The organism is Pseudomonas sp. 5.2, from assembly GCF_059025405.1.
The window spans coordinates 649568-674304 of sequence record NZ_JBYBHH010000001.1 but is presented as its reverse complement, the minus strand read 5'-3'; the positions used below and the strand labels follow the sequence as shown (position 1 = coordinate 674304).

27 protein-coding genes are annotated in these 24737 nt (G+C 63.1%); 13 read left to right on the top strand and 14 right to left on the bottom strand.

Annotation, left to right across the window (positions count from 1 at the left end; all coding sequences use genetic code 11):
* The first annotated feature begins 63 nt into the window (after positions 1-63).
* Positions 64-276, top strand: a complete 213-nt coding sequence (locus AC5PZ0_RS03050) for a cold-shock protein (protein WP_493854284.1) — start codon at positions 64-66, stop codon at positions 274-276.
* Between the two features lie 61 nt (positions 277-337).
* Here AC5PZ0_RS03050 and AC5PZ0_RS03045 read toward each other — a convergent pair whose 3' ends face one another.
* On the bottom strand, positions 338-655 hold the full coding sequence (locus tag AC5PZ0_RS03045) for an I78 family peptidase inhibitor (protein ID WP_493854283.1): 318 nt from the start codon (positions 653-655) through the stop codon (positions 338-340).
* A gap of 288 nt (positions 656-943) precedes the next feature.
* Between AC5PZ0_RS03045 and AC5PZ0_RS03040 the strand changes: the two genes are divergently transcribed.
* Positions 944-1156 carry a hypothetical protein gene (locus AC5PZ0_RS03040; RefSeq protein WP_027596143.1) on the top strand — a complete coding sequence of 71 codons (213 nt, stop codon included), beginning with the start codon at positions 944-946 and terminating at the stop codon, positions 1154-1156.
* Here AC5PZ0_RS03040 and AC5PZ0_RS03035 read toward each other — a convergent pair.
* The 7 genes from AC5PZ0_RS03035 to AC5PZ0_RS03005 form a co-directional block, all read right to left on the bottom strand.
* Positions 1128-2135: a nucleoside hydrolase gene (locus AC5PZ0_RS03035; RefSeq protein WP_493854282.1), complete on the bottom strand. Its 1008-nt coding sequence runs from the start codon at positions 2133-2135 to the stop codon at positions 1128-1130. The two genes, AC5PZ0_RS03040 and AC5PZ0_RS03035, sit on opposite strands and share 29 nt — an antisense overlap.
* 151 nt (positions 2136-2286) lie before the next feature.
* Entirely contained in the window at positions 2287-2685 is a 399-nt protein-coding gene (gene rbsD / locus AC5PZ0_RS03030; protein WP_027596141.1) for a D-ribose pyranase, read from the bottom strand.
* Complete coding sequence (rbsK, locus tag AC5PZ0_RS03025; RefSeq protein ID WP_493854281.1) at positions 2682-3590, bottom strand: ribokinase; 909 nt, start codon at positions 3588-3590, stop codon at positions 2682-2684. The genes rbsD and rbsK overlap by 4 nt, the downstream gene beginning before the upstream one ends.
* A gap of 9 nt (positions 3591-3599) precedes the next feature.
* The gene (locus AC5PZ0_RS03020) at positions 3600-4622 is read right to left on the bottom strand and encodes a LacI family DNA-binding transcriptional regulator (RefSeq protein ID WP_027596139.1); all 1023 of its coding nucleotides are present in this window, start codon (positions 4620-4622) and stop codon (positions 3600-3602) included.
* A gap of 4 nt (positions 4623-4626) precedes the next feature.
* A complete protein-coding gene (locus tag AC5PZ0_RS03015; protein ID WP_027596138.1) occupies positions 4627-5622 on the bottom strand; it encodes an ABC transporter permease in 996 nt (331 codons plus the stop codon).
* On the bottom strand, positions 5619-7172 hold the full coding sequence (locus AC5PZ0_RS03010; protein ID WP_493854280.1) for a sugar ABC transporter ATP-binding protein: 1554 nt from the start codon (positions 7170-7172) through the stop codon (positions 5619-5621). Before AC5PZ0_RS03010 ends, AC5PZ0_RS03015 begins: the two co-directional genes overlap by 4 nt.
* Positions 7173-7193: 21 nt before the next feature.
* Complete coding sequence (locus tag AC5PZ0_RS03005) at positions 7194-8150, bottom strand: sugar ABC transporter substrate-binding protein (protein WP_027596136.1); 957 nt, start codon at positions 8148-8150, stop codon at positions 7194-7196.
* A 345-nt stretch (positions 8151-8495) separates the two neighbouring features.
* Here AC5PZ0_RS03005 and AC5PZ0_RS03000 point away from each other — a divergent pair, with 345 nt between their 5' ends.
* Entirely contained in the window at positions 8496-9584 is a 1089-nt protein-coding gene (locus AC5PZ0_RS03000) for an asparaginase (protein WP_027596135.1), read from the top strand.
* Between the two features lie 57 nt (positions 9585-9641).
* Here the strand turns inward: AC5PZ0_RS03000 and hpaR (AC5PZ0_RS02995) are convergent, their stop codons facing one another.
* Positions 9642-10064, bottom strand: a complete 423-nt coding sequence (gene hpaR / locus AC5PZ0_RS02995; RefSeq protein ID WP_493854279.1) for a homoprotocatechuate degradation operon regulator HpaR — start codon at positions 10062-10064, stop codon at positions 9642-9644.
* Between the two features lie 175 nt (positions 10065-10239).
* Positions 10240-11145, bottom strand: coding sequence for a 4-hydroxyphenylacetate catabolism regulatory protein HpaA (hpaA, locus tag AC5PZ0_RS02990; protein WP_027596133.1), 906 nt, complete (start codon positions 11143-11145; stop codon positions 10240-10242).
* Between the two features lie 172 nt (positions 11146-11317).
* On the opposite strand from hpaA, the gene AC5PZ0_RS02985 reads away from it, so the two are divergent.
* The 8 genes from AC5PZ0_RS02985 (at position 11318) to hpaI (ending at position 18737) form a co-directional block, all read left to right on the top strand.
* Positions 11318-11977 carry a fumarylacetoacetate hydrolase family protein gene (locus AC5PZ0_RS02985; RefSeq protein WP_493854278.1) on the top strand — a complete coding sequence of 220 codons (660 nt, stop codon included), beginning with the start codon at positions 11318-11320 and terminating at the stop codon, positions 11975-11977.
* Positions 11978-11988: 11 nt separating this feature from the next.
* Positions 11989-12753, top strand: coding sequence for a fumarylacetoacetate hydrolase family protein (locus AC5PZ0_RS02980; protein WP_027596131.1), 765 nt, complete (start codon positions 11989-11991; stop codon positions 12751-12753).
* 5 nt (positions 12754-12758) lie between these two features.
* On the top strand, positions 12759-14219 hold the full coding sequence (gene hpaE, locus AC5PZ0_RS02975; protein ID WP_027596130.1) for a 5-carboxymethyl-2-hydroxymuconate semialdehyde dehydrogenase: 1461 nt from the start codon (positions 12759-12761) through the stop codon (positions 14217-14219).
* A 130-nt stretch (positions 14220-14349) separates the two neighbouring features.
* A complete protein-coding gene (gene hpaD, locus AC5PZ0_RS02970; protein ID WP_493854277.1) occupies positions 14350-15273 on the top strand; it encodes a 3,4-dihydroxyphenylacetate 2,3-dioxygenase in 924 nt (307 codons plus the stop codon).
* Between the two features lie 59 nt (positions 15274-15332).
* Entirely contained in the window at positions 15333-15743 is a 411-nt protein-coding gene (locus AC5PZ0_RS02965) for a 5-carboxymethyl-2-hydroxymuconate isomerase (protein ID WP_493854276.1), read from the top strand.
* Between the two features lie 51 nt (positions 15744-15794).
* Positions 15795-17102: an MFS transporter gene (locus AC5PZ0_RS02960; protein ID WP_493854275.1), complete on the top strand. Its 1308-nt coding sequence runs from the start codon at positions 15795-15797 to the stop codon at positions 17100-17102.
* 17 nt (positions 17103-17119) lie between these two features.
* Positions 17120-17923, top strand: a complete 804-nt coding sequence (gene hpaH / locus AC5PZ0_RS02955) for a 2-oxo-hept-4-ene-1,7-dioate hydratase (protein ID WP_027596126.1) — start codon at positions 17120-17122, stop codon at positions 17921-17923.
* Between the two features lie 10 nt (positions 17924-17933).
* On the top strand, positions 17934-18737 hold the full coding sequence (gene hpaI, locus AC5PZ0_RS02950; RefSeq protein ID WP_027596125.1) for a 4-hydroxy-2-oxoheptanedioate aldolase: 804 nt from the start codon (positions 17934-17936) through the stop codon (positions 18735-18737).
* A gap of 104 nt (positions 18738-18841) precedes the next feature.
* On the opposite strand, the gene AC5PZ0_RS02945 is transcribed toward hpaI, so the two are convergent.
* The 3 genes from AC5PZ0_RS02945 to hpaR (AC5PZ0_RS02935) all read right to left on the bottom strand — a co-directional run bounded on the left by AC5PZ0_RS02945 (position 18842) and on the right by hpaR (AC5PZ0_RS02935) (position 21651).
* Positions 18842-19780 (bottom strand): p-hydroxyphenylacetate 3-hydroxylase reductase component, encoded by a 939-nt coding sequence (locus AC5PZ0_RS02945; RefSeq protein ID WP_027596124.1) that lies wholly within the window; start codon positions 19778-19780, stop codon positions 18842-18844.
* Between the two features lie 75 nt (positions 19781-19855).
* Positions 19856-21025, bottom strand: a complete 1170-nt coding sequence (locus tag AC5PZ0_RS02940) for a p-hydroxyphenylacetate 3-hydroxylase oxygenase component (protein WP_027596123.1) — start codon at positions 21023-21025, stop codon at positions 19856-19858.
* A 203-nt stretch (positions 21026-21228) separates the two neighbouring features.
* A complete protein-coding gene (gene hpaR / locus AC5PZ0_RS02935; protein ID WP_085273095.1) occupies positions 21229-21651 on the bottom strand; it encodes a homoprotocatechuate degradation operon regulator HpaR in 423 nt (140 codons plus the stop codon).
* 240 nt (positions 21652-21891) lie between these two features.
* Between hpaR (AC5PZ0_RS02935) and AC5PZ0_RS02930 the strand changes: the two genes are divergently transcribed.
* Complete coding sequence (locus AC5PZ0_RS02930) at positions 21892-23190, top strand: NAD(P)/FAD-dependent oxidoreductase (RefSeq protein ID WP_274886195.1); 1299 nt, start codon at positions 21892-21894, stop codon at positions 23188-23190.
* Positions 23191-23220: 30 nt separating this feature from the next.
* Positions 23221-23586 carry a cupin domain-containing protein gene (locus AC5PZ0_RS02925; protein ID WP_027596120.1) on the top strand — a complete coding sequence of 122 codons (366 nt, stop codon included), beginning with the start codon at positions 23221-23223 and terminating at the stop codon, positions 23584-23586.
* 142 nt (positions 23587-23728) lie between these two features.
* Here AC5PZ0_RS02925 and feaR read toward each other — a convergent pair whose 3' ends face one another.
* Positions 23729-24670: a transcriptional regulator FeaR gene (feaR, locus tag AC5PZ0_RS02920; RefSeq protein ID WP_493854274.1), complete on the bottom strand. Its 942-nt coding sequence runs from the start codon at positions 24668-24670 to the stop codon at positions 23729-23731.
* Positions 24671-24737 lie beyond the last annotated feature (67 nt).

The window sequence follows — 24737 nt, the reverse complement described above, 5'->3', positions numbered from 1 at the left end:
GGTGCTTCGGAGCCTCGGCAACATCGCACCACTGAAAAAATCAAATGTCTGGAGATTCACCCCATGTCCAATCGCCAAAACGGCACCGTCAAATGGTTCAATGATGAAAAAGGCTACGGCTTCATCACCCCACAAAGCGGCGGCGACGACCTCTTCGTACACTTCAAGGCCATCGAATCTGACGGCTTCAAGAGCCTGAAAGAAGGCCAGGTTGTTTCCTTCGTGGCCGAAAAAGGCCAGAAAGGCATGCAGGCTGCACAGGTTCGTCCGGAGTAATTCGGACAGCTGTAAAAAAACCCGCCCAAGTGGCGGGTTTTTTTATGGGGTTCGCAACGGCTTAGCCGCAGTTGACGCGGGTTACCACACCTTGCTCATCCACATTCAGGTTAAGGCGCTCGGAGCGGTACTCCAGGGTCACCACATCGTGCGGCTTGAGCATACGGGCCATCTGCGAGCCACTGGCCTTGCGGGCCTGCTCCAGCAGGTCTGGGCTGCCCGGCTTGCCGATGGCAAAATTGGCACCGCTGGCTTCGCAGCGACCGTCGTTGCCTGCCGGTGCGGCAGGCGCACTGCCAGCAGAATTGCCACCGGTACTGCAACCAGCCAGCACAGCAGCCACCGCCAGGGTCGCCAGGTAAGCACGGGTACGGAACATGAATCCTCCTAAAATCGATCTGGGCACTGTCTGATCCGACAGCTGCGCGCATTGTTTGTTGCAAAACCGCACAAGTCTGCCTGAACATGCCGGTGGAGGCGAAATGGAATCGTGACTGGATTTTGCACAATACGCTTGGTTTGCCGCGCAAAGCTTTTTATTCTTATGTCGCAGAGTCATTGACGCAAAGGCATGATTTACTGCAAGAAGTGGAGCGCGCCGTGCCTCCCTCGAACATCAGGATCCGGTGTTCGCCCCTTCGTCCCAGGCCCCCAGTGAGAGCCTTTCATGAGCAGCCACAGCATCGACGCCGATATCAAGGTCAAATGGGCGGAGGGCCAGAGCGCCTACAGCCCCAGCACGCCGGAGGAGTTGCTACTGATTGCCATCGACCTGCTGGTGCGCGACCGCGGCAGCGAAGCGGCGCGCAGCTTTATGGACCAAGCGTTCGAGCGCTTCGCCAGGCATTCCCCTATTGCAATCGAGCCAGGCGCGCGCTGAGCAGGTCGAAAAAGCCCTGAGCATTCCCCTCCTCTACCCACATGACGTTGGCGGGCTGTTTCAGCACGCCATACCAGTCGGCGATGGTCTGGCCAAAGGTCGGGCCCTCGCGGCTGTCGATGGCCATGTGAATGCGTCGCCCACTGAACAGCTCGGGTTTTAGCAGGTAGGCAATGACACTGGCGTCGTGCACCGGGCCGCCAGGCATGCCGTACAGGTCCATGTCGTGGGTGATGTAGGCATTGAGAATATCCACGACCCGCTTGCTGGCCTGGTTGTTGACCGCCGCGAGTTGCTTGAGGCGTGCTTCGCTGGTCAGCAGCTTGTGGGTGACGTCCAGCGGCAGGTAAGTCAGTTGTATGCCACTGGCCAGCACCACCTCGGCGGCATGCGGGTCGGCGTACAGGTTGAATTCGGCTGCAGGGGTGATGTTGCCGCCGTTGAAGTGGGCGCCGCCCATGACCACGACTTCTTTGATGCCTTGGGCGATCTCCGGGCGCTGGATGAGTGCCAGGGCCAGGTTGGTCTGTGGGCCGAGCATGGCCAGGGTGATGCTGTGGGGTTGTGCGCTGCCGAGGGTGTCGACCAGGTATTGCACAGCATTACCTTGGGCCAGCGGCTTTTGCGGCGCGTGGACTTGCACACCGGTCAGGCCTTCTTCGCCATGCACTTCGGCGGCGTAGATGGGCGTGCGCACCAGCGGGCGGCCGGCCCCGGCGTACACGGGGATGTCTTCACGGCCAGCCCATTCGCGGGCCAGGCGGGCGTTGCGCGAGGTTTTATCGAGGCGCACGTTGCCGGCCACGGTGGTGATGGCGCGGATGTTCAGCTCATCGGGCGAGGCCATGGCCAGGAACAGCGCGACCACGTCATCGGCACCGGGGTCGGTGTCGATGATCAGATCGCGCGGGGCGGCCTGGAGGCTGGTGGTGGTGGCTGCGGCCATGAGGGTGAGTCCTTGTAGCAGGGGTTTGAGCATGGGGCACTCCTGTTGCCTTGGTAACGGTTGCGGGGCCGCTTTGCAGCCCAATCGCCGGCAAGCCAGCTCCTACAGAGATTGTGAATACTTCGGCAAACTGCACAGGACCTGTGGGAGCCGGCTTGCCGGCGATCGAGGGCAGCGCCCTCGGCTAAAAGGTCACCCCGGATATCAGGGCAATGTTGCTGTACGGCTGGCACTCCCCCGTGCGCACCACGGCACGCGCACTGCGCGACAGCACTTTAAATTCCTCATGGCTCATCCACTCCCGCTTGCCCAGCTTACCCCGCAAGCGCTCAATCTCGACCAGCCCGGGTGGCACCACTTTCTGCATTTCCTCGGCCAGCACATGCCGCTCTACCTGCATCTCGCTCAGCACCACCCGCAGCACACTGGCAAAGTCCGGTATGCCCGGCGTCAACGCCAGGTCGATCAGCTCGACGCCAGGCGGCACCGGCAGCCCGGCATCGCCAATCACCAGAATGTCGCCATGCCCCAAGCCGGCAATGGTCCGTGACAGGGCGATATTGAGCAGCGCGGTCTTCTTCATGGCTGCAGCTCCGAGAGGTAGGGAATCGACGGTTGCGCCCCCACGCGGGTGACCGACAATGCGGCGGCGCGCTGGCCGAAGGCGATTGCCTCGCCCTCCTCCAGGCCACGCACTAAAGCTGCGGCAAAACCACCCACGAAGGTGTCGCCAGCGGCCGTGGTGTCCACCGGCTGCACCACGGGCGCGGGGAAGTGCTGATGGCCCTGCGCGGTCACCAACAGGGCGCCTTGGGCGCCGAGCGTGATGATCACTTTGCCAGCGCCCAGTTGCAGCAATCGCTCACCGGCGCGCAGGGCGCTGCCCTGGTCGGTGACGGTGATACCGGTCAGTGCTTCGGCCTCGCTTTCGTTTGGGGTCAGGTAGTCGATATGGCCGAACCAGGTTGAGGGCAGCGGGCCTGTAGCAGGCGCCGGATTTAGGATCACACGTTTGCCCAATTCATGCCCCCTGGCCAAGGCCCAGGCCACGGTTTCGGCCGGCACTTCCAGCTGACAGATGATAACGTCGGCCGCCTGCAGCAACTTGTCGAAACGCTGCACCGACTGCGGCGTCAGCAGGCCATTGCCGCCAGGGATGATGACGATGCAGTTCTGGCTGGAGGCGTCGACGGTGATCAGCGCCACACCGCTGGAAACCCCTTGGCACACGCTCACCGCCTGGCAATCAACGCCTTCGCGCTCCAGCGCCTTGCGCAGTTGCTGGCCATAGGCGTCATCACCGACGTTGCCGACCATCGCCACACTGCCTCCCAACCGTGCCACCGCCACCGCCTGGTTGGCGCCCTTGCCGCCGGGCGCCGTGAAAAACGCCTCGCCAGGCAAGGTTTCGCCCGCCCGTGGCAAACGCTGGGCGCGGGCGACCAAGTCCATGTTGAGGCTACCGACCACCACTACCTTGGCATGCATAAGCGCTCCTTAGCGGTAATCATTGAACAGGTCCGGGCGTGGCCCGGTGGACTCGCGCTGCACGATGCGCGGGGCAACGATGCGCTGCTCTGCCGAACCCTGCCGAGGCGTGGCGATGCGCGAGAGCAGCAACGCGGCGGCGTTTTCGCCCAGCTCGCGGATCGACTGGCCCACGGTGGTCAGCGGCGGGTAAACGTAACGGCTGAGCTCGATGTCATCGAAGCCAATTACCGACAGTTCACCCGGTACGTTGATGTTGCGCTCGGCGGCGGCGCGCAGCACGCCAAAGCCGATCATGTCGTTACCGGCGAAGATCGCCGTCGGCCGGTTGCCGTCCAGCAACTGTGCGGCCGCGCCGTGGCCGCCTGGGCTGGTGAAATCGCAATGCAGCACGCGGCTGGGCTCCACCGCTACGCCAGCCTCTTGCAGGGCGCGACGGAAACCGGCCAGGCGCAGTTGGCTGACACCGGTTTCGGCCGGGCCGCCGATGTAGGCGATGTCGCGATGGCCAAGCTCCAGCAGGTGCCGGGTGGCCAGGTAAGCGCCGTGCTCATGGTCGATGCGCACCAGGTCGGCGTCAACGCCGTCCAGCTCGCGGTCGACGATGACCATGGGCGTGCGCACGCAGGCCAGGCTTTGCAACAGGTCGCTGTCTTCACCTACAGACGCTACCACCAGGCCATCGATGCGTTTTTCCAGCAGTACACGCAGGTAGCTGCGCTGCTTTTGCGGGTTGTCGTCGGAGTTGCACAGGATCACGCAGTAGCCGTTGCGCTCGCAGGCGTCTTCGATCCCTCGCGCCAGTTCGGCGAAGTACGGGTTGACGCTGTTGGGCACCAGCAAACCGATGGTGGCGGTGCTGCGCGCCTTGAGCGAGCGCGCCACCGCGCTGGGTACATAGTCGAGCTCGACGATGGCGGCCTCGACCTTGAGCCGCACCTGTTCACTGACAGGGCGGGTCTTGTTCAACACATGGGACACGGTGGTGTAAGAAATACCCGCCAGTGCCGCGACGTCTTTAATGGTTGCCATGTTTTCAGTTCCGCCGGCCTGCACGCCGGCTACGGTAAGTGTCGAGCACCACGGCGATGACGATGACCGCCCCGGTGATGATGCGTTTTGTGGGTTCCGATGCGCCGATCTGCGCCAGCCCTGCGGCCAGCACTGAAATGATCAGCACGCCAAAGAAGGTACTGATGACCGAACCGCGGCCACCCATCAGGCTGGTGCCACCGATCACCACGGCGGCAATCACCTGCAGTTCAAGGCCGGACCCGGCGTTGGGGTCGGCGGCTTCGAGGCGCGAAATCTGGAACAGCGCCGCCAGGCCGGCGAGCAGCCCCATCAGGGCGAATACCAGCACTTTGTAGGGGCGCGGGTCGATGCCCGCCAGGCGCACGGCCTCTTCGTTGGTGCCGATGCCGATCAAGTAGCGGCCGAATACCGTACGGGTCAGCACCAGTTGGGCCAACACGATCACCAGCAAGGCGATGAGGAATGCCGGCGAAATACCGAACGCGATCGGGTTGGAGAACCAGGCGTAGGCGTCGCCGATATAAGCGGTGCGCGAGTCGGTGAACTGGTAGGCCAGGCCGCGGGCCATCTCCAGCACGCCGAGCGAAACGATGAATGAGGGGATGCGCCAGGCCACGGTAACGCCGCCGGTGATGCTACCGGCCAGGGCTGCCACGGCCATGCCGAGCAGCGCCGAGGGCAGCACGCCCCAGCCCCAGCCGAGGATGGCCACGCTGACTGTCGAGGCCGCCAGCGCCAGCACCGAGCCGACCGACAAGTCGATGCCGCCGATGATCAGCACGAAGGTCATGCCGACCGCCAGCACCATCAGGTCGGGGATCTGGTTGGCCAGGGTGCTGAAAGTGGCATAGGACCAGAAGTGGCTACTGAGGAACGAGAACAGCACGATCATCGCCAGCAGCGCGCCGGCCAGGCCCAGGTAAGTGCCCAGGCCGAAGTACGTGCCACTGCGGCGCACGGGGGCGGCGTTTTGGCTGTCGAGGGGAGTGGTTTTCATGCATCCATCCTGGGTGCTGCGTCATGCAGCAGTGCGTCACGTGTCTGATAGCCGGCAAAGGCTGCGGCAAGCAGCTGGTCCTGGCTCCAATGGTCGCGCTCGAAGGTGTCGATCAGGCGGCCAGCCGAGAGCACGGCAATGCGGTCGCAGATCAGCATCAGTTCGCGCAGGTCGCTGGACACCACCACCAAGGCCTTACCTTGGCGCGCCAGTTCGGCCAGCAAACCGTAGATGTCGAACTTGGCGCCAACGTCGATGCCTCGGGTTGGCTCATCGAACAACAGCACCTTGCAATCACGCTCTAGCCAACGGCCGATCACCACCTTCTGCTGGTTGCCACCGGACAGTTCGCCCACAGCCTGGTGCGGGCCGGCGCTGCGGATGCGCATGGCCTGGATCTGGCGTTCGGCCAGGGCCATTTCAGCCTCGCTGTCGAGGACACCGGCGCGCGATACCGCGCCAAGGTTGCCCAAGGCGATATTGGCGCTGATCGACTGGGTCAACAGCAGGCCTTCGCCTTTGCGGTCTTCAGTGATCAGGGCGATACCGGCTTTGACGGCGGCTTTGGGTGAGTCGATGGTCACTGCCTGTGGCGGCTGGCCCAGGGCGATGCTGCCACTGTCGGCGCGGTCGGCGCCGTAGATCAGGCGCAGCAGCTCGGTGCGGCCGGCGCCGATCAGGCCAGAGATACCGAAGATCTCCCCTGCCCTGACCTCGAACGACACCTCACGCACCTTGTCGCCCCGGCTAAGCCGGTCGACCTTCAGCAACGGCGCGCCAATCTCGCGGCGGCCCAGGTCGATGTGTTCGCCCAGCTCACGGCCGACCATCAGGTTGACCAGCTCGGCGCTGCTGTAGCGCTGGATCGGCTCGTCGCACACCAGCTTGCCGTCACGCAGCACGACGATGCGCTGGGCCACGCGCTGCAGTTCTTCGAGGCGATGGGAGATATAAACGATGGCCACGCCGCGTTGGCGCAGGCGTTCGATCTGGGTGAACAGCAGCTCCACTTCACGCGCAGTGAGCATGGCGGTGGGTTCGTCGAAGATCAACACACGGCAATCGCCGATCAGGTTGCGGGCGATTTCGACCATCTGCTGATGGCCGATGCCCAGCTCGCCGACCGGGGTGTCCGGGTCGATGGCGTCCAGCCCGACCTGGGCCATGGCAGCGGTGGCCAGTTGGCGCAGGCGCTTGTGGCTGATCCAGCCGAAGCGGCTGGGCAGGTTGTCGAGGAACAGGTTTTCGGCCACGGTCAGGGTCGGCAGCAGGTTGAGTTCCTGCATGACCATGCGCACACCGAGGCGCTCGGCCTCGCTGCGGCTGCCGGGCGCGTAGGGCTGGCCGCGGTAGGTCATGTGCCCGGTGGTGGGCACCTCGAGGCCACTGATAAGCTTGGACAACGTGCTCTTGCCAGCACCGTTCTCGCCCGTCAGGGCCAGTACTTCACCGGCGCGCAGGCTCAGGCCGACGTCACCGAGCACCGGCTGGGCGTAGGTCTTGCCCAGCCCGCTGGCGGCGAGCACCACTTCATTGGCCGTTGCAGGCATGGCCCTCTCTCCTGGCGGGTATCAGGGCTGGGTGATGAGCGTGACGGGGGTCTGGATGACATTGTCGGCATCCACGCCCGGCTTCTCACCGTTGATCATCTTCAGCGCCGCCTGGATACCGAACACCGCCTGCTGGCTGGCGGCCTGGTCGAGGGTGGCGAGTACGCGGCCGTCCTTGAGCATGGGTTTGATGGCATTGATGTTGTCGTAACCGACCACTTGCACCTGGCCGGCCTTGCCTGCGGCGCGCACGGCCGACACGGCGCCCAGGGCCATGCTGTCGTTACCGGCTAGCAGGGCCTTGAGCTCGGGGTATTCGTTGAGCATGGAGGCGGCGACGGCGTTGCCTTTGTCGATTTCCCAGTTGCCGGACTGCACCGAAACGATCTTCATCTGAGCGGCTTCCATCGCATCCTTGAAGCCAGCGGTGCGCTGTTGGGCGTTGGTGGTGGTCGGCACGCCTTCGATGATGCCGACCTGGTCACCGGCCTTGAGCTTCTGCTGGGCCAGGTAGTCGCCCACCAGGCGGGCGCCTTTGCGGTTGTCGGGGCCTACGAAGGGTACGCTGATGCCTTTGCTTTTGAGCAGTTCGGGGTCTAGGCGGTTGTCGATGTTGATCACCACCACGCCTTGGTCCATGGCTTTTTTAACGGCTGAAACCAGGGCTTTGGAGTCCGCTGGCGCAATCACCAGGGCTTTGGCCCCTGCGTTGACCATCTGCTCGACGATGCGGATCTGCTCGCCGGTGTCGGTTTCGTTCTTGATGCCGTTGGCGATCAGGTCGAAATCATTGGCGTGGCTTTTTTGATAATCCTTGGCGCCGTCTTCCATGGTGCGGAAGAATTCGTTGGCGAGGGACTTCATCACCAAGGCGACTTTGGGCTTTTCTTCGGCGTGTGCAGCACTGAGCGGCAAGGCCAGGGAAAGTGACGAGACGACAGCGAGGGCCAGCAGACGACCGGGGAACGGCAGTTTCATGGACGATGACTCCGAATCTTGTGTTTTTTATCGGATCGCAAACGTTTGCGTTGACTCACTATGGAAACAGGACCTGGTTTTGTCAAATCCGTTTGGCTGTTAAAGGCGAGTCACGCCTGGCGCAGATTATCCGGAATTTTTCCGAAAAACCGAACAGGTTTTCCTATGCTTGTTCGGGATTCCGAATGAATAGGGCCGCTGCGCACCCCATCGCGGGCAAGCCCGCTCCCACAGGGGCAGGGTTGCGCAGGCAAATACGGGCTCTTGCCAGGGATGGTACGAAACATGCGTTGTTTCTTGTGCGATACAGCAATCGCCTCAATAGGAAGAGAGAGAACAATAACTATGAATGCTGCACTTAAATCCTTCGCCCCCAGCGCACTCGCGTTGCTGCTGATCCTGCCGACCGCCGTTTCCGCCAAAGAAGCCGAAACCCAACAGAAGCTGGCCAACGTGGTCATCCTCGCCACCGGCGGCACCATTGCCGGTGCGGGCGCCAGCGCGGCCAACAGCGCCACCTACCAAGCGGCCAAACTGGGCGTCGACAAGCTCATCGCCGGTGTGCCCGAGCTGGCCGACCTGGCCAACGTGCGCGGTGAACAGGTGATGCAGATCGCCTCCGAGAGCATCACCAACGAAGACCTGCTGAAACTGGGCAAGCGCGTCGCCGAATTGGCCGACAGCAACGACGTCGACGGCATCGTCATCACCCACGGCACCGACACCCTGGAAGAGACCGCCTTCTTCCTTAACCTGGTGGAAAAAACCGACAAGCCAATCGTGGTGGTCGGCTCGATGCGCCCTGGCACCGCCATGTCGGCAGACGGCATGCTCAACCTGTACAACGCCGTGGCCGTGGCCAGCGACAAGCAGTCGCGTGGCAAGGGCGTGCTGGTGACCATGAACGATGAGATCCAGTCTGGCCGCGATGTCAGCAAGTCGGTCAACATCAAGACCGAAGCGTTCAAGAGCGCCTGGGGCCCGATGGGCATGGTCGTTGAAGGTAAATCCTACTGGTTCCGCCTGCCGGCCAAGCGCCATACGGTCAATTCGGAATTCGACATCAAGCAGATCAGCAGCCTGCCGGCCGTGGACATCGCCTACGGCTATGGCAACGTGACCGACACCGCCTACAAGGCACTGGCGCAGAACGGCGCCAAGGCGATCATCCATGCCGGTACCGGCAATGGCTCGGTGTCGTCGCGGGTAGTACCGGCGCTGCAAGAGCTGCGCAAGAACGGCGTGCAGATCATCCGTTCGTCCCACGTCAACCAAGGCGGTTTCGTGCTGCGTAACGCCGAGCAGCCGGACGACAAGAACGATTGGGTCGTGGCCCATGACCTGAACCCACAAAAAGCCCGCATCCTGGCCATGGTCGCAATGACCAAGACTCAGGACAGCAAAGAGCTGCAGCGGATTTTCTGGGAATACTGAGTGCTGTAATGCCAAGGCCGGTGCACGGGTTGCACCGGCCCTCCCCCGCAGCCCGGCCTACGGCTCGATGCGTTTGAGCTCGTTCAACAACCCCATCAGTTGCGCCAACTGGTCTTCGCCGAACTGCGCCTGGATCTTGCGGTAGTTGGCCTCCATGCCCTCGCGCATCGACTCGAAACAGGCCTCGCCGCGTTCGGTGAGGCTGACGAACACGCGCCGCGCGTCCTGCGCGGCCTTCTGCCGGCGCACCAGGCCATCGCGCTCCAAACGGCTCAACACCCCGGTCATGCTCGGTTTGAGGATGCACGCCAGGTGGGCGAGCTGGTAGCTCTCCAACTCACCTTGCTGGCTAAGAATACGAATGACTCGCCACTGTTGCTCGGTCAGGTCGTGTTCGTTCAGCAACGGTCTGAAAAATGCCATTGCGGCTTCCCGGGCCTGCAGCAGGCTCAATGTCAGCGAGGGTTGCGTCTTGGTCATGTGGGCGCCTGTGTTTGGGGTACGACTGGCAAGATTAGGGGCATAGGCAAAAAGGGACAAGACGCCTGGAAAGTGCAAGCTCTTCCATGGAAAACCCATTCAAGGCCGCCCGCCAAGCTGCGACCATCCGGATCAAACAACAACGACGCGATCCGGGCGGTACGCCATGGCCCTCTCACAACAACTCCGCTTGCCGCTGGCGGTATTCGCCGGGCGTGAGCTTGGCGTAACGGTTGAAGAACCGGCTGAAATAGGCCGGGTCCTTGAAGCCCAGCTGGTAGCAGATTTCGTTTGCCGTGCTGCCGGAGAACAACAGCAGACGCTTGGCTTCCTGCATCACGCGTTCAAGCACCAGGCGCTTGGACGGCAAGTCGGCGATGCGCCGGCACACATCGTTCAGCCGCGCCTCGGTCACGCCGATCTGCTGCGCATAGCGCGCCAGGGGCCAGTGCTCAAGGTAATGCGCTTCGATCAGTGCGTTGAAGCGGTGGAAGATTTTCAGGTCTTCGTGCCTGGCCGGGGTGGCCTCGCGCGAGTTGGGGCACAGCCGCAGCAAGCTGATCATGATCAGCCGGGTCAGCGACTGCAGCGCCGCATCGCGCCCCGGATGAGGCGTGGCAACTTCGTCGCTGAGCGCTTCCAGCCAGCGTTCGAGCCTGCGCGCCTCGGCCTTGTACGCAGCCGGCACCTTGGCCAGGGCAACGCAGGCAGGCCGCACCTGCACCCCGGCCGGCAACAGGCTGGCGTCGGCTTCGATCAGCTGCCAGACCAGTTGCTGACGCACCGTCAGCACATGGCCGTCGCTGTCTGGCTCGGTGACGAAGGCATGCGCCACCGTCGGCGGCGTCAGGAAGAACATCGGCCCGGCCTCGATGTACTGCTGATCATCCAGGTACACCCGCACCGTACCGGACTTCACGTAATGCACCTGGAAAAACCGGTCGTGCCGGTGCACGGGCATGTTGCGCCCGAAAAACCCGGCAAGGTTGCCCAGCCGGTCGTAGTGCACCTCGCTGTCGCTGTAGCGCTGGTCATAGACCTGGCCGATGTTGATGTTCGGAATGGGATGCCGATCACTCATGACTGCTTACCCGCAAAGCGCTTGCCCGTATTGACGATCACCCATGGTGCCCCGGCTGCTTGGCAGATGCCACTGGGTGAAGCCTTGACCTTCGTTAACATATTAACTATAACATTAACACATTAACAATCTCGGCAGGACGACCCTCGCCCTGCACCGCCTGGAGAAAAGCATGAGCCATGCCCTGCATGACGTTGCGACCGGCACCCTGTTCGGCGTTGCGCTGAACTACCAGGGTCTGCTGCAGCAGCACGAAGCGGCGTTTCACGAAGCGCCCTACAAACAACCGCCCGTCAAGCCGGTGCTGTTCGTCAAGACGCCCAACACCCGCAACCACCATGAAGGCAACGTGGTGTTCCCGGCCGGTGTTGAGCGCCTGCAACCGGGCCCTGCCCTGGGCGTGGTGATCGGCAAGGACGCCAGCCGGGTCAGCGCCGGAGACGCGCTGGGCTACGTGGCGGGCTACACCATCGTCAACGAAGTCAGCCTGCCTGAGACCAGCTACTACCGCCCTGCGGTCAAGGCCAAGTGCCGCGATGGCTTCTGCCCGGTCGGCCCCGCCCTGGTGCCGGCAGCCCAGGTGGCCAACCCCGACGCCCTGGGCCTGCGCCTGCGGGTCAACGGTGAAGTGCGCCAGCAGAACACCACCGCCAACTGCGTGCGCACGGTTGCCCAGCTGATCGCCGAGATCAGCGAATTCATGACCCTGCATGCGGGCGACATTCTGATTACCGGCACCCCCGAGGGGCGCGTCGATGTGCAGCCAGGCGACCGCGTCGATATCGAGATCGATGGCCTGGGCACGCTCACCAACCACATCGTCGCCGAATGAGGATTGCACCTGTGAAACACGCCCGTATCCAGTTCGACGGCCAGGTCCATAACGTCACCGTCGAAGACGACCACCTGCGCCTGGCCGACGGCCGCCTGGTGCATGAAGACCAGGTGACCTGGCTGCCACCGGCCACCGGCAGCATGTTCGCCCTTGGCCTGAACTACGCCGACCACGCTGCGGAACTCGCCTTCACGCCGCCCACCGAGCCGCTGGCGTTCATCAAGTCGCCGGGCACCTACACCGGCCACAAGCAGGTCACCTGGCGCCCGGACAACGTCGCCTACATGCACTACGAGTGCGAGCTGGTGGCGGTGATCGGCAAGCAGGCACGTAACGTCAAGCGCGAAGACGCCCTGCAGTACCTGGCCGGCTACACCGTGTGCAACGACTACGCCATCCGCGACTACCTGGAAAACTACTACCGCCCCAACCTGCGGGTGAAAAACCGCGACGCCACCACCCCGGTCGGCCCGTGGATCGTCGATGCGGCCGACGTGCCAGACCCGTCCAACCTGAAGCTGCGCACCTGGATCAACGGTGAGCTGAAACAGGAAGGCAGCACCTCGGACATGATTTTCGACATCCCTTACCTGATCGAATATTTCTCCAGCTTCATGACCCTGCAACCGGGCGACATGATCGCAACCGGCACCCCAGAAGGCCTGGCCGATGTGGTGCCAGGCGATGAAGTGGTGGTGGAAGTGGAAGGCGTCGGTCGCCTGGTCAACCGCATCGTCAGCGAAGCTGACTTCTTCAAGAACAACAAGGCATGAGCAGCATGATCAAGCACTGGATCAACGGCCGTGAGGTCGAGAGCAAAGACACCTTCGTCAACTACAACCCAGCCACCGGTGACGCGATTTGCGAAGTCGCCAGCGGCGGTGCCGAAGAGGTCGCGCAGGCGGTTGCGGCGGCCAAGGAAGCCTTCCCGAAATGGGCCAACACCCCAGCCAAGGAACGTGCCCGTCTGATGCGCAAGCTGGGCGAACTGATCGACCAGAACGTGCCGAAACTGGCCGAGCTGGAAACCCTCGATACCGGCCTGCCGATCCACCAGACCAAGAACGTGCTGATCCCGCGTGCCTCGCACAACTTCGACTTCTTCGCCGAAGTGTGCACCCGCATGGATGGCCACACCTACCCGGTCGACGACCAGATGCTCAACTACACCCTGTACCAGCCGGTGGGTGTGTGCGGCCTGGTAAGCCCCTGGAACGTGCCGTTCATGACGGCCACCTGGAAGACTGCGCCGTGCCTGGCCCTGGGCAACACCGCCGTCTTGAAAATGAGCGAATTGTCGCCGCTGACTGCCAACGAACTCGGCCGCCTGGCCGTTGAAGCCGGCATCCCCAATGGCGTGCTCAACGTGATCCAAGGCTACGGTGCCACCGCTGGCGATGCGCTGGTGCGCCACCCCGACGTGCGTGCGATTTCCTTTACCGGCGGCACCGCCACCGGCAAGAAGATCATGCAGACCGCCGGCCTTAAAAAATACTCGATGGAGCTGGGTGGCAAGTCGCCGGTGGTGATCTTCGAAGACGCCGACCTGGAACGCGCCCTGGATGCAGCGCTGTTCACCATCTTCTCGCTCAATGGCGAGCGCTGCACGGCCGGCAGCCGCATTTTCATCCAGGAAAGCGTTTACCCGCAGTTCGTCGCCGAGTTCGCCGCCCGCGCCAAGCGCCTGATCGTGGGTGACCCGACCGACCCGAAAACGCAAGTAGGCTCGATGATCACCCAGCAGCACTATGACAAGGTCACCGGGTACATCCGCATCGGCATCGAAGAAGGCGCACGCCTGGTTGCCGGCGGCCTGGAGCGCCCGGCCAACCTACCGGCGCACTTGGCCAAGGGGCAGTTCATCCAGCCCACCGTGTTCGCCGACGTGAACAACAGCATGCGCATCGCCCAGGAAGAAATCTTCGGCCCAGTGGTGTGCCTGATCCCGTTCAAGGACGAGGCCGAAGCACTGCAACTGGCCAACGACACCGAGTACGGCCTGGCCTCGTACATCTGGACCCAGGACATCGGCAAGGCGCACCGCCTGGCGCGTGGCATCGAAGCTGGCATGGTCTTCATCAACAGCCAGAACGTGCGCGACCTGCGCCAGCCGTTCGGCGGCGTGAAAGGCTCCGGCACCGGGCGTGAAGGTGGGCAATACAGCTTCGAAGTGTTCGCCGAGATCAAGAACGTGTGCATTTCCATGGGCAGCCACCACATCCCGCGCTGGGGTGTATAAAACCGTCTCGATCAAGCGGGTAACCCTGTGGGAGCCCACGGTGCATGGCACGGGCTGCGCCCGTGTTCGCGGGCAAGCCCGCTCCCACAGGCTTCTACACCCTAACAACATCCTCTTACCGGAGATTTCCATGGGCAAACTCGCTCTCGCTGCCAAGATTACCCATGTACCGTCCATGTACCTGTCCGAGCTGCCTGGCCCGCGTCAGGGCTTTCGGCAAGCCGCCATCGACGGGCACTACGAGATCAGCCGACGCTGCCGTGAGCTCGGGGTCGACACGATTGTCGTGTTCGACACCCACTGGTTGGTCAATGCCAACTACCACGTGCTCTGCGGCCCGCATTTCAAGGGCGTCTACACCAGCAACGAACTGCCGCACTTCATCAGCAACATGGAATACGAGTTCCCGGGCAACACTGCACTCGGCCAACTGCTGGCAGCCGAATGCAACCGCTTCAACGTCGAGACCATGGCCCACCACGCCACTACCCTGGGCCCTGAGTACGGCACCCTGGTGCCGATGCGCTACATGAACCAAGACCAGCACTTCAAGGTGGTTTCGGTCTCGGCGCTGTGCACCTCCCACTACCTGGCCGACAGCGCCCGCCTCGGCTGGGCCATGCGCAAGGCCGTGGAAGACCACTACGACGGCACCGTGGCGTTCCTGGCCAGTGGCTCGCTGTCACACCGCTTTGCGCAGAACGGCCAGGCGCCGGATTTCGCCACCAAGGTGTGGAGCCCGTTCCTGGAAACCCTGGACCACCGCGTGGTGAAGATGTGGGAGAACGCTGAATGGGAAGACTTCTGCGGCATGCTCCCCGAATACGCCGCCAAGGGCCACGGTGAAGGGTTCATGCATGACACCGCGATGCTGCTCGGTGCCCTGGGCTGGTCGAAGTACGACGGCAAGGCCGACGTGGTAACGCCCTACTTCGGCTCGTCGGGCACCGGCCAGATCAACGCGATCTTCCCGGTCACCCCGCAGGATGGTGCTGCCATCCCCGCCGCGCAGGCCGCCAACCCGGCCGCGGTGGTGTCCACCAGCCGCCTGTAGTTCCGCTGCCTGGCCGCTCTGCCGGGCGGCCAGGCGTTTCTGCCAAGAGGATGCCCTTCATGCCACACCTGGTTCTGCTCTACACCCCCGACCTGGAAACAGACACCGACATCCCGGGCCTGTGCCGTGCCCTGGCCAACACCATGCTCGAACAGCGCGATGCCGCCGGCAAGGCCGTATTCCCCACCGGCGGTACCCGCGTGCTGGCCTACCCCGCCGCGCACTGCGCAGTGGCGGATGGCAACGGCGACTATGGCTTTTTGTACGCCAACCTGCGGATGGCCAACGGCCGCTCCGCGGAGGTTCACAAAGCGGTCGGCGACAGCCTGTTGCACGTGCTCAAACAACACCTGGACGCGCTGCTCCAGCAACGCCCCATCGGCATCACCCTGCAGATCGACGAGAGCAACGCGCAGGTCTACGACGCCAAGCACAGCACCCTGCACCCGCTGTTCAACAAACCGGCCTGAGCCAACGGCCGACACCTTTCACCGTCTCATCACACAACAAGTACAACAAATATGAGCACACTCGAGCACGCTTCGCGCAGTACGGCGCAAGCCACACTCATGGACAGTACACACCGGGCCGTCACCTGGCGGCTGATGCCGTTGCTGCTGGTGTGTTACCTGTTCGCCCACCTGGACCGCATCAACATCGGCTTCGCCAAGATGCAGATGAGCCAGGACCTGCACCTGTCCGACACGGTCTACGGGCTGGGCGCCGGGCTGTTTTTCATCGCCTATGCGTTGTTTGGCGTACCCAGTAACCTGATGCTCGACCGCGTCGGCCCGCGCCGCTGGATCGCCAGCCTGATGGTGGTGTGGGGCACACTGTCGACCTGCATGCTGCTGATAGAGACCAGCAGCGCGTTCTACCTGCTGCGGTTTGCCCTGGGCGCGGCGGAAGCCGGGTTTTTCCCAGGCATTCTGGTGTACCTCAACCGCTGGTACCCCGCGGGCCGCCGTGCCCAGGTCACGGCATTGTTCGCCATTGCCGTGCCGCTGGCAGGCGTGGTCGGCGGGCCGCTGTCGGGCAGCATTTTGGCGTTCATGCATGACGCTGCGGGCCTGCGTGGCTGGCAGTGGATGTTCCTGATCGAAGGCGCCCCGGTGATCCTGCTCGGCCTGGTGGTGCTGGCGGTCCTGCCCGAGCGTTTCGAGCAGGTGGCCTGGCTCGACGCCCAGCAAAAAGCCGCCCTGCGCGCCCAGTTCGGCCAGGAAGACCAGCGCAAGCCGGTCACCTCGTTCGCCGGCATCCTCGCCAGCCCTGCCGTGTGGCTACTGGTGGCGGTGTACTGCGCAGTCATGCTGGCGGTGAACACGCTGGCGTTCTGGATGCCCAGCCTGATCCACACCGCCGGCATCGGCAGCGACGCCAGTGTCGGCCTGCTCAGCGCCGTGCCGTACCTGGCCGGCTGCGTGTTCATGCTGGCCTGCGGACGCTCGTCCGACCGCCACCGCGAGCGCCGTTGGCACTTGTCCATCCCCCTGCTGATGGCCGCGGCCGGTATCGCGATCGCTGCCCTCGCGCCCAACCAGGCACTGCCCGTATTGGCCGGCCTGGTGCTGGCAGGCATGGGGGCAAGCGCCGCCCTGCCGATGTTCTGGCAACTGCCTACGGCGTTTCTCAATGACCGCACCCAGGCTGCCGGCATCGCCCTAATCAGCTCGCTGGGCAGCATCGCCTCGTTTGCCACGCCCTATTTCATCGGCTGGGTCCGCGACACCACGCAAAGCGCCAGCCTCGCGCTGTATGTGCTGGCTGCGTTCATCACCCTCGGCGGCCTGCTGGTGCTGCGTACCCGCGCCGCCATCGTCAACCCTTGAACCTTGAGACTTCAACCATGCTCGATAACGCATTCATCCAACAGGCCGCCGAGCGGCTCGACCAGGCCGAGCGCTCGCGCGAACAGGTGCGCCAGTTCTCGCTCGACCAGCCCGCCATCACTATCGAAGATGCCTACGCCATCCAGCGTGCCTGGGTGGCCAAGAAGCTCGCCGCCGGGCGCAAGCTGGTCGGCCACAAGATCGGCCTGACCTCCCGCGCCATGCAGGTCTCGTCGAACATTACCGAGCCTGACTACGGCGCGCTGCTGGACGACATGCTGTTCGATGAAGGCAGCGATATTCCGTTTGAGCGTTTCATCGTGCCGCGCGTCGAGGTCGAGCTGGCCTTCATTCTCGGCAAGCCGCTCAAGGGCCCGAATGTGACGGTGTTCGACGTGCTGGACGCCACCGAGTGGGTCATCCCGGCGCTGGAAATCATCGACGCGCGCATTCAACAGGTCGACCCGCAGACCCAGGCCACGCGCAAAGTGTTCGACACCATTTCCGACAACGCCGCCAACGCTGGCGTGGTCATGGGCGGGCGCGCAGTACGCCCCACCGAGATCGACCTGCGCAAGGTGCCGGCCGTGCTTTACCGCAACGGTGTGATCGAAGAGTCCGGGGTCAGCGCCGCGGTGCTCAACCACCCGGCCAAGGGTGTCGCGTGGCTGGCCAACAAGCTGGCCGCGTACGACGTCACCCTGCAGCCGGGCCAGATCATCCTCGGTGGCTCCTTCACTCGCCCAGTAGCCGCACGGCCTGGCGACACCTTCCACGTCGATTATGACCTGCTCGGCTCGATTGCCTGCCGTTTCGTTTGAGGACTTGCCCATGGACATGCCCGTCAACCGCTTCAAACAACGCCTGCGCAGTGGCGAGCCGCAGATTGGCCTGTGGCTCGGCCTGGCCGATGCATACTGTGCGGAGCTGGCGGCCAATGCCGGCTTCGACTGGTTGCTGATTGACGGCGAGCACGCGCCGAACGACCTGCGCGGCATGCTCGCGCAGTTGCAGGCGGTGGCGCCCTACCCGAGCCAGGCGGTAATTCGCCCGGTCATTGGTGACACAGCGTTGATCAAGCAAGTGCTGGATATCGGCGCGCAGACCCTGCTGGTACCCATGGTGGAAACCGCCGCCCAAGCACGCCAGCTGGTGCAGGCCATGCAGTACCCGCCCAAGGGTATACGCGGCGTGGGCAGCGCTCTGGCGCGGGCGTCGCGCTGGAACAGCATCCCGGGTTACCTCGACCAAGCCGACGCGCAGATGTGCTTGCTGGTGCAGATCGAGAACAAACAAGGGCTGGCCAACCTGGATGAGATCGTTGCGGTCGAGGGCGTCGATGGCGTGTTCATCGGCCCGGCCGACCTGAGCGCCGCCATGGGCCACCGCGGCAACCCTGGGCACCCTGAGGTGCAGGCAGCCATCGAGGACGCGATCGTGCGCATCGGCAAGGCAGGCAAAGCGGCGGGTATTCTCAGTGCGGACGAGACGCTGGCGCGGCGCTACATCGCCTTGGGCGCGGCGTTTGTGGCGGTGGGGGTGGATACCACGGTGCTGATGCGTGGGCTGCAGGATCTGGCGGGGAAGTTCAAAGGTACGTCGGCGTCGGTGAGTGACGGGGGCGGGGTTTACTGAACAGCAATGGGGCTGCTTTGCAGCCCTTTCGCGAGCGAGCTCGCTCAGGGACCGCGTGATCCCTGGGGCGATGGGCCGCAAAGCGGCCCCTGGTTATCACCAGCTCACATCTGAATGATCGCCTTCAACACCGTCTTGAAGGTATCCAGCTGCTCTTCACTGAACTGCCCAAACACCTTGTCCTGCTGCTCCCTGGCAATGGTCCACAGCGCCTCGGTCTCATCCACGCCTTTCACCGAAAGCCGCACCCGCCCCTCATCGTCAGCAATCAGGCCCTTGCGCTTGAGGTTGGCAACCGCTTCCTCGATCTCACGCGCAGGCATCGCCACTTCGCGCTGCAGGTCGTTGAGGCTGAGCCCGGCATCGTTCTCCAGCACCATCAACATGCGCGCCTCACTGGTACGTAACCCGGTGCTCAGTTGACGTGGCTGGTAATCACCCTGGTAGGCACGCAACGCCTGGGTCATCAGGTAGTACAGGTTGTGCTGCAGGCGGCCCTGGAAGTGGCTGCTCGGCGCCTGGCCCTCTGCACGCTGGGTCATGCGCGTGTGGGGCAGCACCATCGAATAGGCGCCTTGGTGGTACAGCAACGGCGAGCGGCCGAAGTCATCGAACGCCACCACCTTGCCCACCAGAATCCAGTGGTCGCCGCCGTCCAATTGCTGAAACTTCTCACACTGGAAGCGTGCCGAGCAGTCAGCCAACAGCGGTGCGCCACCCGCCCCTTGCTGGTAATCGATGCCTGCGAACCGATCGTCCTTGGGCCGCGCGAAGTTGTTGGACAGCTCGATCTGGTCCGCCGCCAGAATGTTCACGGCAAAGTGCGACGCTTCTTCGAATACTTCATGGCTGGTGGAACGTTTGTCGATGCTCCACAAGATCAACGCAGGCTCCAGCGAGACCGAGTTGAAGCTGTTGGCGGTGACGCCAACCTTACGCCCGCTGGCACCAGCGGCGGTGACTACGGTGACGCCGGTGGCGAAGTTGCCCAGCGCGCGGCGGAAGGCTCGGCTATCGAAGGCCGTGGTGTTTTCAGTGGACATGCAAGACTCCCGGGCAGGCCAAGGGCCCGCCCTGTTTGTTGTTGTGGTTGTAAGGGGAATTGACCCGCGCGCGGGTCAGACCATCGCCGGATCAGGCTCCAGGCCCATCAGCTCGCGGCCGAGGATCTGCGCGCAAACGTCATAGTCGGTGTAGGCGTGGGCACCGGTCAGGTGCGCATCACGGAACAGCCGCTGCATCTCGTTGCTTTCAAACCAGGCGCCGCCGCCGGACGCTTCCATCAGCCGGTCTACCGCCTGGATACACATCTTCACGGCATAACCCTGGTTGGTCCGCCAGAACGCCAGTGTGGCGCGTGTGGGGTATTCGTGGCGCTCGCTGTACTCGGCGATTTCATCCCAGCTTTTTTCCAGCAGGGCACGGGCGGCGGCCACTTGATGGGTGGACTCGGCCAGGCGCATCAGCGCAGGGGTTGCAGCCCCCACTGCGGCGCCGGTGTAGGCACGTACGCGGTTGCGGGTTTTCTCGCGGAACACCTCCAGCATGCGCTCGGCGACACCGAGGCTGACGGTGGAAAAACCACTGGCGAAATACGGGCGGTACGGGGCGAAGAAGATCTTGCTGTCTGGGTACAGACCAAAGCCTGCCGACTTGCCTTCCATCATGTCCTTGGCCTTCTGGATGCGGTGCTCCGGCACGAAGGCGTCACGCACGATCAAGGTCTTGCTGCCGCTGCCGCGCATGCCCACGGCATACCAGTCATCACGGATTTCGTAATCGCTGCGCGGCAGAACGGCAAAGCAGTAGTCCTGCGTACCTTCGGCATTCTTGCGGCGGAACCCCATGATCGCCCACTCGGCATGGTCACAGCCGGAACTCCAGCCCATTTCGCCGCTGAAGGTCACGCCGCCTTCGACTTCCTCGGTACGGCCAAAGGGCGCGATGCTACTGCTGGCCGTGGCATCCGGGTTGGTTTGCCAGACCTCCTGCTGCAGCGTGGGCGAGAACATCGCCATCTGATGGCTGTGGGTACACAGCAGGCTCATGGCCCACGCGGTGCTGGCGCAGGCGCCTGCCAGCAAGGCGATGCACTGGGCAAACTGCGGCAGCGAGATCTCCATGCCGCCATAGTGTTTAGGCAAAAAGGCACGGTGCATGCCGATGCTCTTGAGCAGCGCGATATTCTCTGCCGGGACACTGCGATCTTGCTCTGCACGCACCGCATTCGCAGCAATTGTCGGCAGGATCGACTTGAGGTCTTCCAGCAGGGGATTTGGCTTTTTCATGAACGGTCTCTTTATTATTGGAGAGTCAGCTGCGGCTGCGCACGCCCTGTGGCGCAGGCGTTACGGTGCTGTGGCACAGCCGGCAAGTCGGTAAAGACGCGTTCAGTATGTGAGGTGCGAGTGCGCCTCGAAATGCACGTTACGGCGGGAAAATTGCACTTTCCATGGTGTTGATCAACCGAGGTGCGGTGGGCTCTGGCGGGTCACGGTTTGATCTTTTTCATTTCGTTGAGCAGCTGCATCAGTTGCTGCAGTTTGTCTTCGCCGAACTGGCTGAGGATCCGTTCATAGTTGCGGGCCATTTCCTCGCTCATGGCCATGAACGCCTGCTGCCCCTTGTCGGTCAGGCTGATGAACACCCGGCGCTGATCTTCTGGCGACTTGCGCCGGGCGACGACCCCATCGCGCTCGAGCCGCTTGAGCACACCGCTCATGCTGGGCTTGAGGATGCAGGCAAGCTCGGCAAGCTGATGGCTTTCCAGCTCGCCTTGCTGGTGCAGGATACGAATCACCCGCCACTGCTGTTCGGTCAGGTCATGGGCATTCAATGCCGGCCGAAAGAACGCCATCGTGGCTTCGCGAGCCTGCAGCAGGGTAAGGGTCAAAGAGGGTCTTGGTGTGGTCATGCGTGCCCGAGCATCATGGAAAGTGGCGAGCAGGCCAGTATGCCAGCACGGGCTCATTAATACATTAACCAATCAGCCGCTGGCAGCCCTGTGCAACCGCTGCCAGTGGCACTGGCAGGCTGGTTACACTCGCTGGCAGGCAAGGACAAGACACCCGCCGGTGGTCAGGCGCTCAATGGCCTCATGTGCCAGAGCGCTTGCCAAACGGCCCTATCACACTTCTATTCAGCAGGCGGCGTCATGATCACCCTCGAGAGCCCGACCTATTACTCCGCAACCAAAAAGTACAACCTGAACTTCCCCACGCTGGAACGTGACATCGACGCCGATGTCGTGGTCATCGGGGGCGGCTTTTCCGGCATCAACACCGCGCTGGAGTTGGCGGAAAAAGGCGTGACCAACATCGTCGTGCTCGAAGCGCGCTACCTGGGTTACGGCGGCACCGGGCGCAACGGCGGGCAGATAATGGCGGGCATCGGCCATGACCTTGAGAAGATCCGGCGCAGTGTCGGCGACAAGGGCCTGCAGGAGATCTTCGCGATCAGCGAACTGGGCGCCGGCATCATCAAGGCACGCATCGCCCGCTACGACATCGACGCCGACTTCTGCCACGGCTATGGCTACATGGGCTTCAACAGCCGGCAGGAAAAGACCCTGCGCGCCTGGGAAAAGCAATTCAAGGTCATCAACCCACATGACGAAATCCGTTTTCTGGGCGGCTCGGAAGTGCGGCAGATCATCGGCAGCGACGCCTACAGCAGCGCCCTGCTGCACATGGGCGGTGGCCACGTGCATTCGCTCAACCTGCTGCTCGGCGAAGCCCAGGCCCTGGTCGGCCACGGTGCACGCATTTTCGAGCACAGCCCGGCGCTGGAAGTGACCTACGGTGAGCGCATCAAAGTGCGTACCGGGCGCGGCTCGGTGCGCGCCAGCAAGCTGCTGTGGGCCTGCGACAGCTTCCTCAACAAGCTGGAGCCCGAACTGCACAGCCGCACCATCAACACCTACGCCTTCCAGATGATGACCGAGCCGCTGCCGGAGGCGCTGATCGACCGCATCAGCCCGATCCGCGGTGCCTACAGCGATATCCGCCCGGTGATCGACTACTACCGGGTCACCCGCGATAACCGCCTGCTGTTCGGCGCTGCCACGTCCTGCATCGAGCATATCCCGCTGGACCTCAAGGCGTGGAACCGTGCACTGATGCTGAAGATCTTTCCGTACCTCAAGGACGTGCGCATCGACCTGGCCTGGGGCGGCCCGATGGCCACCAGCGCCAACCTGTTCCCGCAGATCGGCACGCTGAGCAACCGCCCCAATGCGTTCTATGTGCAGGGCTATTCAGGCTTTGGCGTGACGCCTAGCCACATCATTTGCAAGATCCTCGCCGAAGGCATGCACGAAGGGTCCGCACGCTATGGCCTGCTCAGCTCGGTCAAGCATGCGCGAATCCTCGGCAAGGACCATTTCCGCCCGCTGCTGCTCACCGCCGGCAAGGCCGCGCACCAGCTGTCGGGCTATTTCAACGGCCGCCGTTGAACCTTTCCCTCTCATCACTGGAGCACTGCCATGACCCTCACCGCCGCCAAACAAGGCGTCCAACTGTCCGAACTCGACCCGTGGGGCAGCGTTGCTGACTTGGGCTCGGAGATTCTCGAAGGCGACGTCAACGCCTTCGGCAAGATGACCCACGGCGCGCCGACTGACCCAGTCAGCAGCGCCTACTTCGGCACCACGCGTGGCAAGTTCCGCATGGTCTACCCGTTCGACGAGCAGGCGGTGATCGTCACCGGCGAAATCCAGCTGACCGATGAATCCACGGGGCAAGTCACCCGCTTCAAGGCCGGTGATGCCTGGTTCGTCAGCAAAGGTACGCCGGTGCTGTGGGAGGTGCTGAGCGAATCGTTCGTCAAGCATTACCTGGCAGTGGCCTGAGGCTTGCCCCCGGATTGACACGACCCGGGTAGGAGCAGCCTTGTGCTGCGAAGAGGCCGGTGAAAACACAGTGAATCTTCACTGCTGTCGCCGGCCTCTTCGCAGCACAAGGCTGCTCCTACCTGGGTCGCTGAAGCGCGTGTCAGGCCATGGCCTGGGCGCGGAAGTCCTTGGGCGATTGCTCGAACTGCTTTTTGAACGAGCGGCTGAAATGCGCCGAGTCGGTAAAGCCCCACTTGTAGGCGATCGAGGTGATCGACTCGCGCTTGAAGAACGGGTTGGCCAGGTCGTCCGCGCTGCGCTTCAGGCGCGCACGCTGGATGTAGCGGCAGACGCTGTCGCCCTCCTCCTCGAACAGGCGGTACAAATGCCGAACCGAAATGTTCAGCCGGCCGGCCAGGTTGGCCGGTGTCAGCCCGGGCTGTGACAAGGACTCGTCAATCACCTGCTGCACATAGCTACGCAGGTTGGCCCCACTGAGCGGGCCAAGGGTGTGCGGCGAGTCGCCATTGCGCTCGAAACCGGGCTCCAGCAACGCAATGAATGCCGTCTGCAACGCATCGCCTTGCGCACCATCGCCACTGGCATGGTCGTCCTTGCACAGTTGGTCCATCAAAACATGCAGCATGCGCCCGCAGGCATTCGATGAGGAAATCTTGCCGAACATCGCACCGCTGCCTTGCACATGCTTGCGCACCTGCTCGCGGGAAAGGGCCAGCGAAACATGCTCGATCAACCCACTGGGGGTGATCTCGCAACGCCCGACAGAGTCCATCAGCAGCAACTCGCCCGGCGCCAGGCTGACCTGCATGCCGCCCTGCGCCACCGTCGAATAGCCCATGCGCTGGCTGACCAGAAAGCAATGCTGGTCATCGTCGAGGGTCGGGTTTTCGCCCAGGCGGCGGATGTTGCCGGCATTGGTGCGCAGATTGGCCAGTGGTAACCCCGCACGGGAAAACGTCGACACTTCGCCGATGAACAACGCCGGGTTGGAGGCCAGCTCGGTCTCGAAACGGCCGCAGATCTGCTGCATTTCCGTGGTCCAGCGTTCCAGACCCTGACGGTTGGGTTGTTGAGTGTGCATGGATGCCCTCGACGCAGAATTTATTGTTATGCAGCCATTGTTAACATGTTATCAATGGCCGCACAAC

What these genes read in the sequence shown, in the direction of transcription:
- AC5PZ0_RS02925 (WP_027596120.1), top strand. Translation starts at nt 23,221, where the DNA reads ATGACCCTCACCGCCGCCAAACAAGGCGTCCAACTGTCCGAACTCGAC.
- AC5PZ0_RS02965 (WP_493854276.1), top strand. Translation starts at nt 15,333, where the DNA reads ATGCCACACCTGGTTCTGCTCTACACCCCCGACCTGGAAACAGACACC.
- rbsD (WP_027596141.1), bottom strand. Translation starts at nt 2,685, where the DNA reads ATGAAGAAGACCGCGCTGCTCAATATCGCCCTGTCACGGACCATTGCC.
- AC5PZ0_RS02940 (WP_027596123.1), bottom strand. Translation starts at nt 21,025, where the DNA reads ATGAAAAAGCCAAATCCCCTGCTGGAAGACCTCAAGTCGATCCTGCCG.
- hpaA (WP_027596133.1), bottom strand. Translation starts at nt 11,145, where the DNA reads ATGAGTGATCGGCATCCCATTCCGAACATCAACATCGGCCAGGTCTAT.
- hpaR (WP_493854279.1), bottom strand. Translation starts at nt 10,064, where the DNA reads ATGACCAAGACGCAACCCTCGCTGACATTGAGCCTGCTGCAGGCCCGG.
- hpaR (WP_085273095.1), bottom strand. Translation starts at nt 21,651, where the DNA reads ATGACCACACCAAGACCCTCTTTGACCCTTACCCTGCTGCAGGCTCGC.
- rbsK (WP_493854281.1), bottom strand. Translation starts at nt 3,590, where the DNA reads ATGCATGCCAAGGTAGTGGTGGTCGGTAGCCTCAACATGGACTTGGTC.
- feaR (WP_493854274.1), bottom strand. Translation starts at nt 24,670, where the DNA reads ATGCACACTCAACAACCCAACCGTCAGGGTCTGGAACGCTGGACCACG.
- AC5PZ0_RS02945 (WP_027596124.1), bottom strand. Translation starts at nt 19,780, where the DNA reads ATGTCCACTGAAAACACCACGGCCTTCGATAGCCGAGCCTTCCGCCGC.
- AC5PZ0_RS03005 (WP_027596136.1), bottom strand. Translation starts at nt 8,150, where the DNA reads ATGAAACTGCCGTTCCCCGGTCGTCTGCTGGCCCTCGCTGTCGTCTCG.
- hpaE (WP_027596130.1), top strand. Translation starts at nt 12,759, where the DNA reads ATGATCAAGCACTGGATCAACGGCCGTGAGGTCGAGAGCAAAGACACC.
- AC5PZ0_RS03015 (WP_027596138.1), bottom strand. Translation starts at nt 5,622, where the DNA reads ATGAAAACCACTCCCCTCGACAGCCAAAACGCCGCCCCCGTGCGCCGC.
- hpaD (WP_493854277.1), top strand. Translation starts at nt 14,350, where the DNA reads ATGGGCAAACTCGCTCTCGCTGCCAAGATTACCCATGTACCGTCCATG.
- AC5PZ0_RS02960 (WP_493854275.1), top strand. Translation starts at nt 15,795, where the DNA reads ATGAGCACACTCGAGCACGCTTCGCGCAGTACGGCGCAAGCCACACTC.
- hpaI (WP_027596125.1), top strand. Translation starts at nt 17,934, where the DNA reads ATGGACATGCCCGTCAACCGCTTCAAACAACGCCTGCGCAGTGGCGAG.
- AC5PZ0_RS03040 (WP_027596143.1), top strand. Translation starts at nt 944, where the DNA reads ATGAGCAGCCACAGCATCGACGCCGATATCAAGGTCAAATGGGCGGAG.
- AC5PZ0_RS02930 (WP_274886195.1), top strand. Translation starts at nt 21,892, where the DNA reads ATGATCACCCTCGAGAGCCCGACCTATTACTCCGCAACCAAAAAGTAC.
- AC5PZ0_RS03035 (WP_493854282.1), bottom strand. Translation starts at nt 2,135, where the DNA reads ATGCTCAAACCCCTGCTACAAGGACTCACCCTCATGGCCGCAGCCACC.
- AC5PZ0_RS03050 (WP_493854284.1), top strand. Translation starts at nt 64, where the DNA reads ATGTCCAATCGCCAAAACGGCACCGTCAAATGGTTCAATGATGAAAAA.
- AC5PZ0_RS03010 (WP_493854280.1), bottom strand. Translation starts at nt 7,172, where the DNA reads ATGCCTGCAACGGCCAATGAAGTGGTGCTCGCCGCCAGCGGGCTGGGC.
- AC5PZ0_RS03000 (WP_027596135.1), top strand. Translation starts at nt 8,496, where the DNA reads ATGAATGCTGCACTTAAATCCTTCGCCCCCAGCGCACTCGCGTTGCTG.
- AC5PZ0_RS03045 (WP_493854283.1), bottom strand. Translation starts at nt 655, where the DNA reads ATGTTCCGTACCCGTGCTTACCTGGCGACCCTGGCGGTGGCTGCTGTG.
- AC5PZ0_RS03020 (WP_027596139.1), bottom strand. Translation starts at nt 4,622, where the DNA reads ATGGCAACCATTAAAGACGTCGCGGCACTGGCGGGTATTTCTTACACC.
- hpaH (WP_027596126.1), top strand. Translation starts at nt 17,120, where the DNA reads ATGCTCGATAACGCATTCATCCAACAGGCCGCCGAGCGGCTCGACCAG.
- AC5PZ0_RS02985 (WP_493854278.1), top strand. Translation starts at nt 11,318, where the DNA reads ATGAGCCATGCCCTGCATGACGTTGCGACCGGCACCCTGTTCGGCGTT.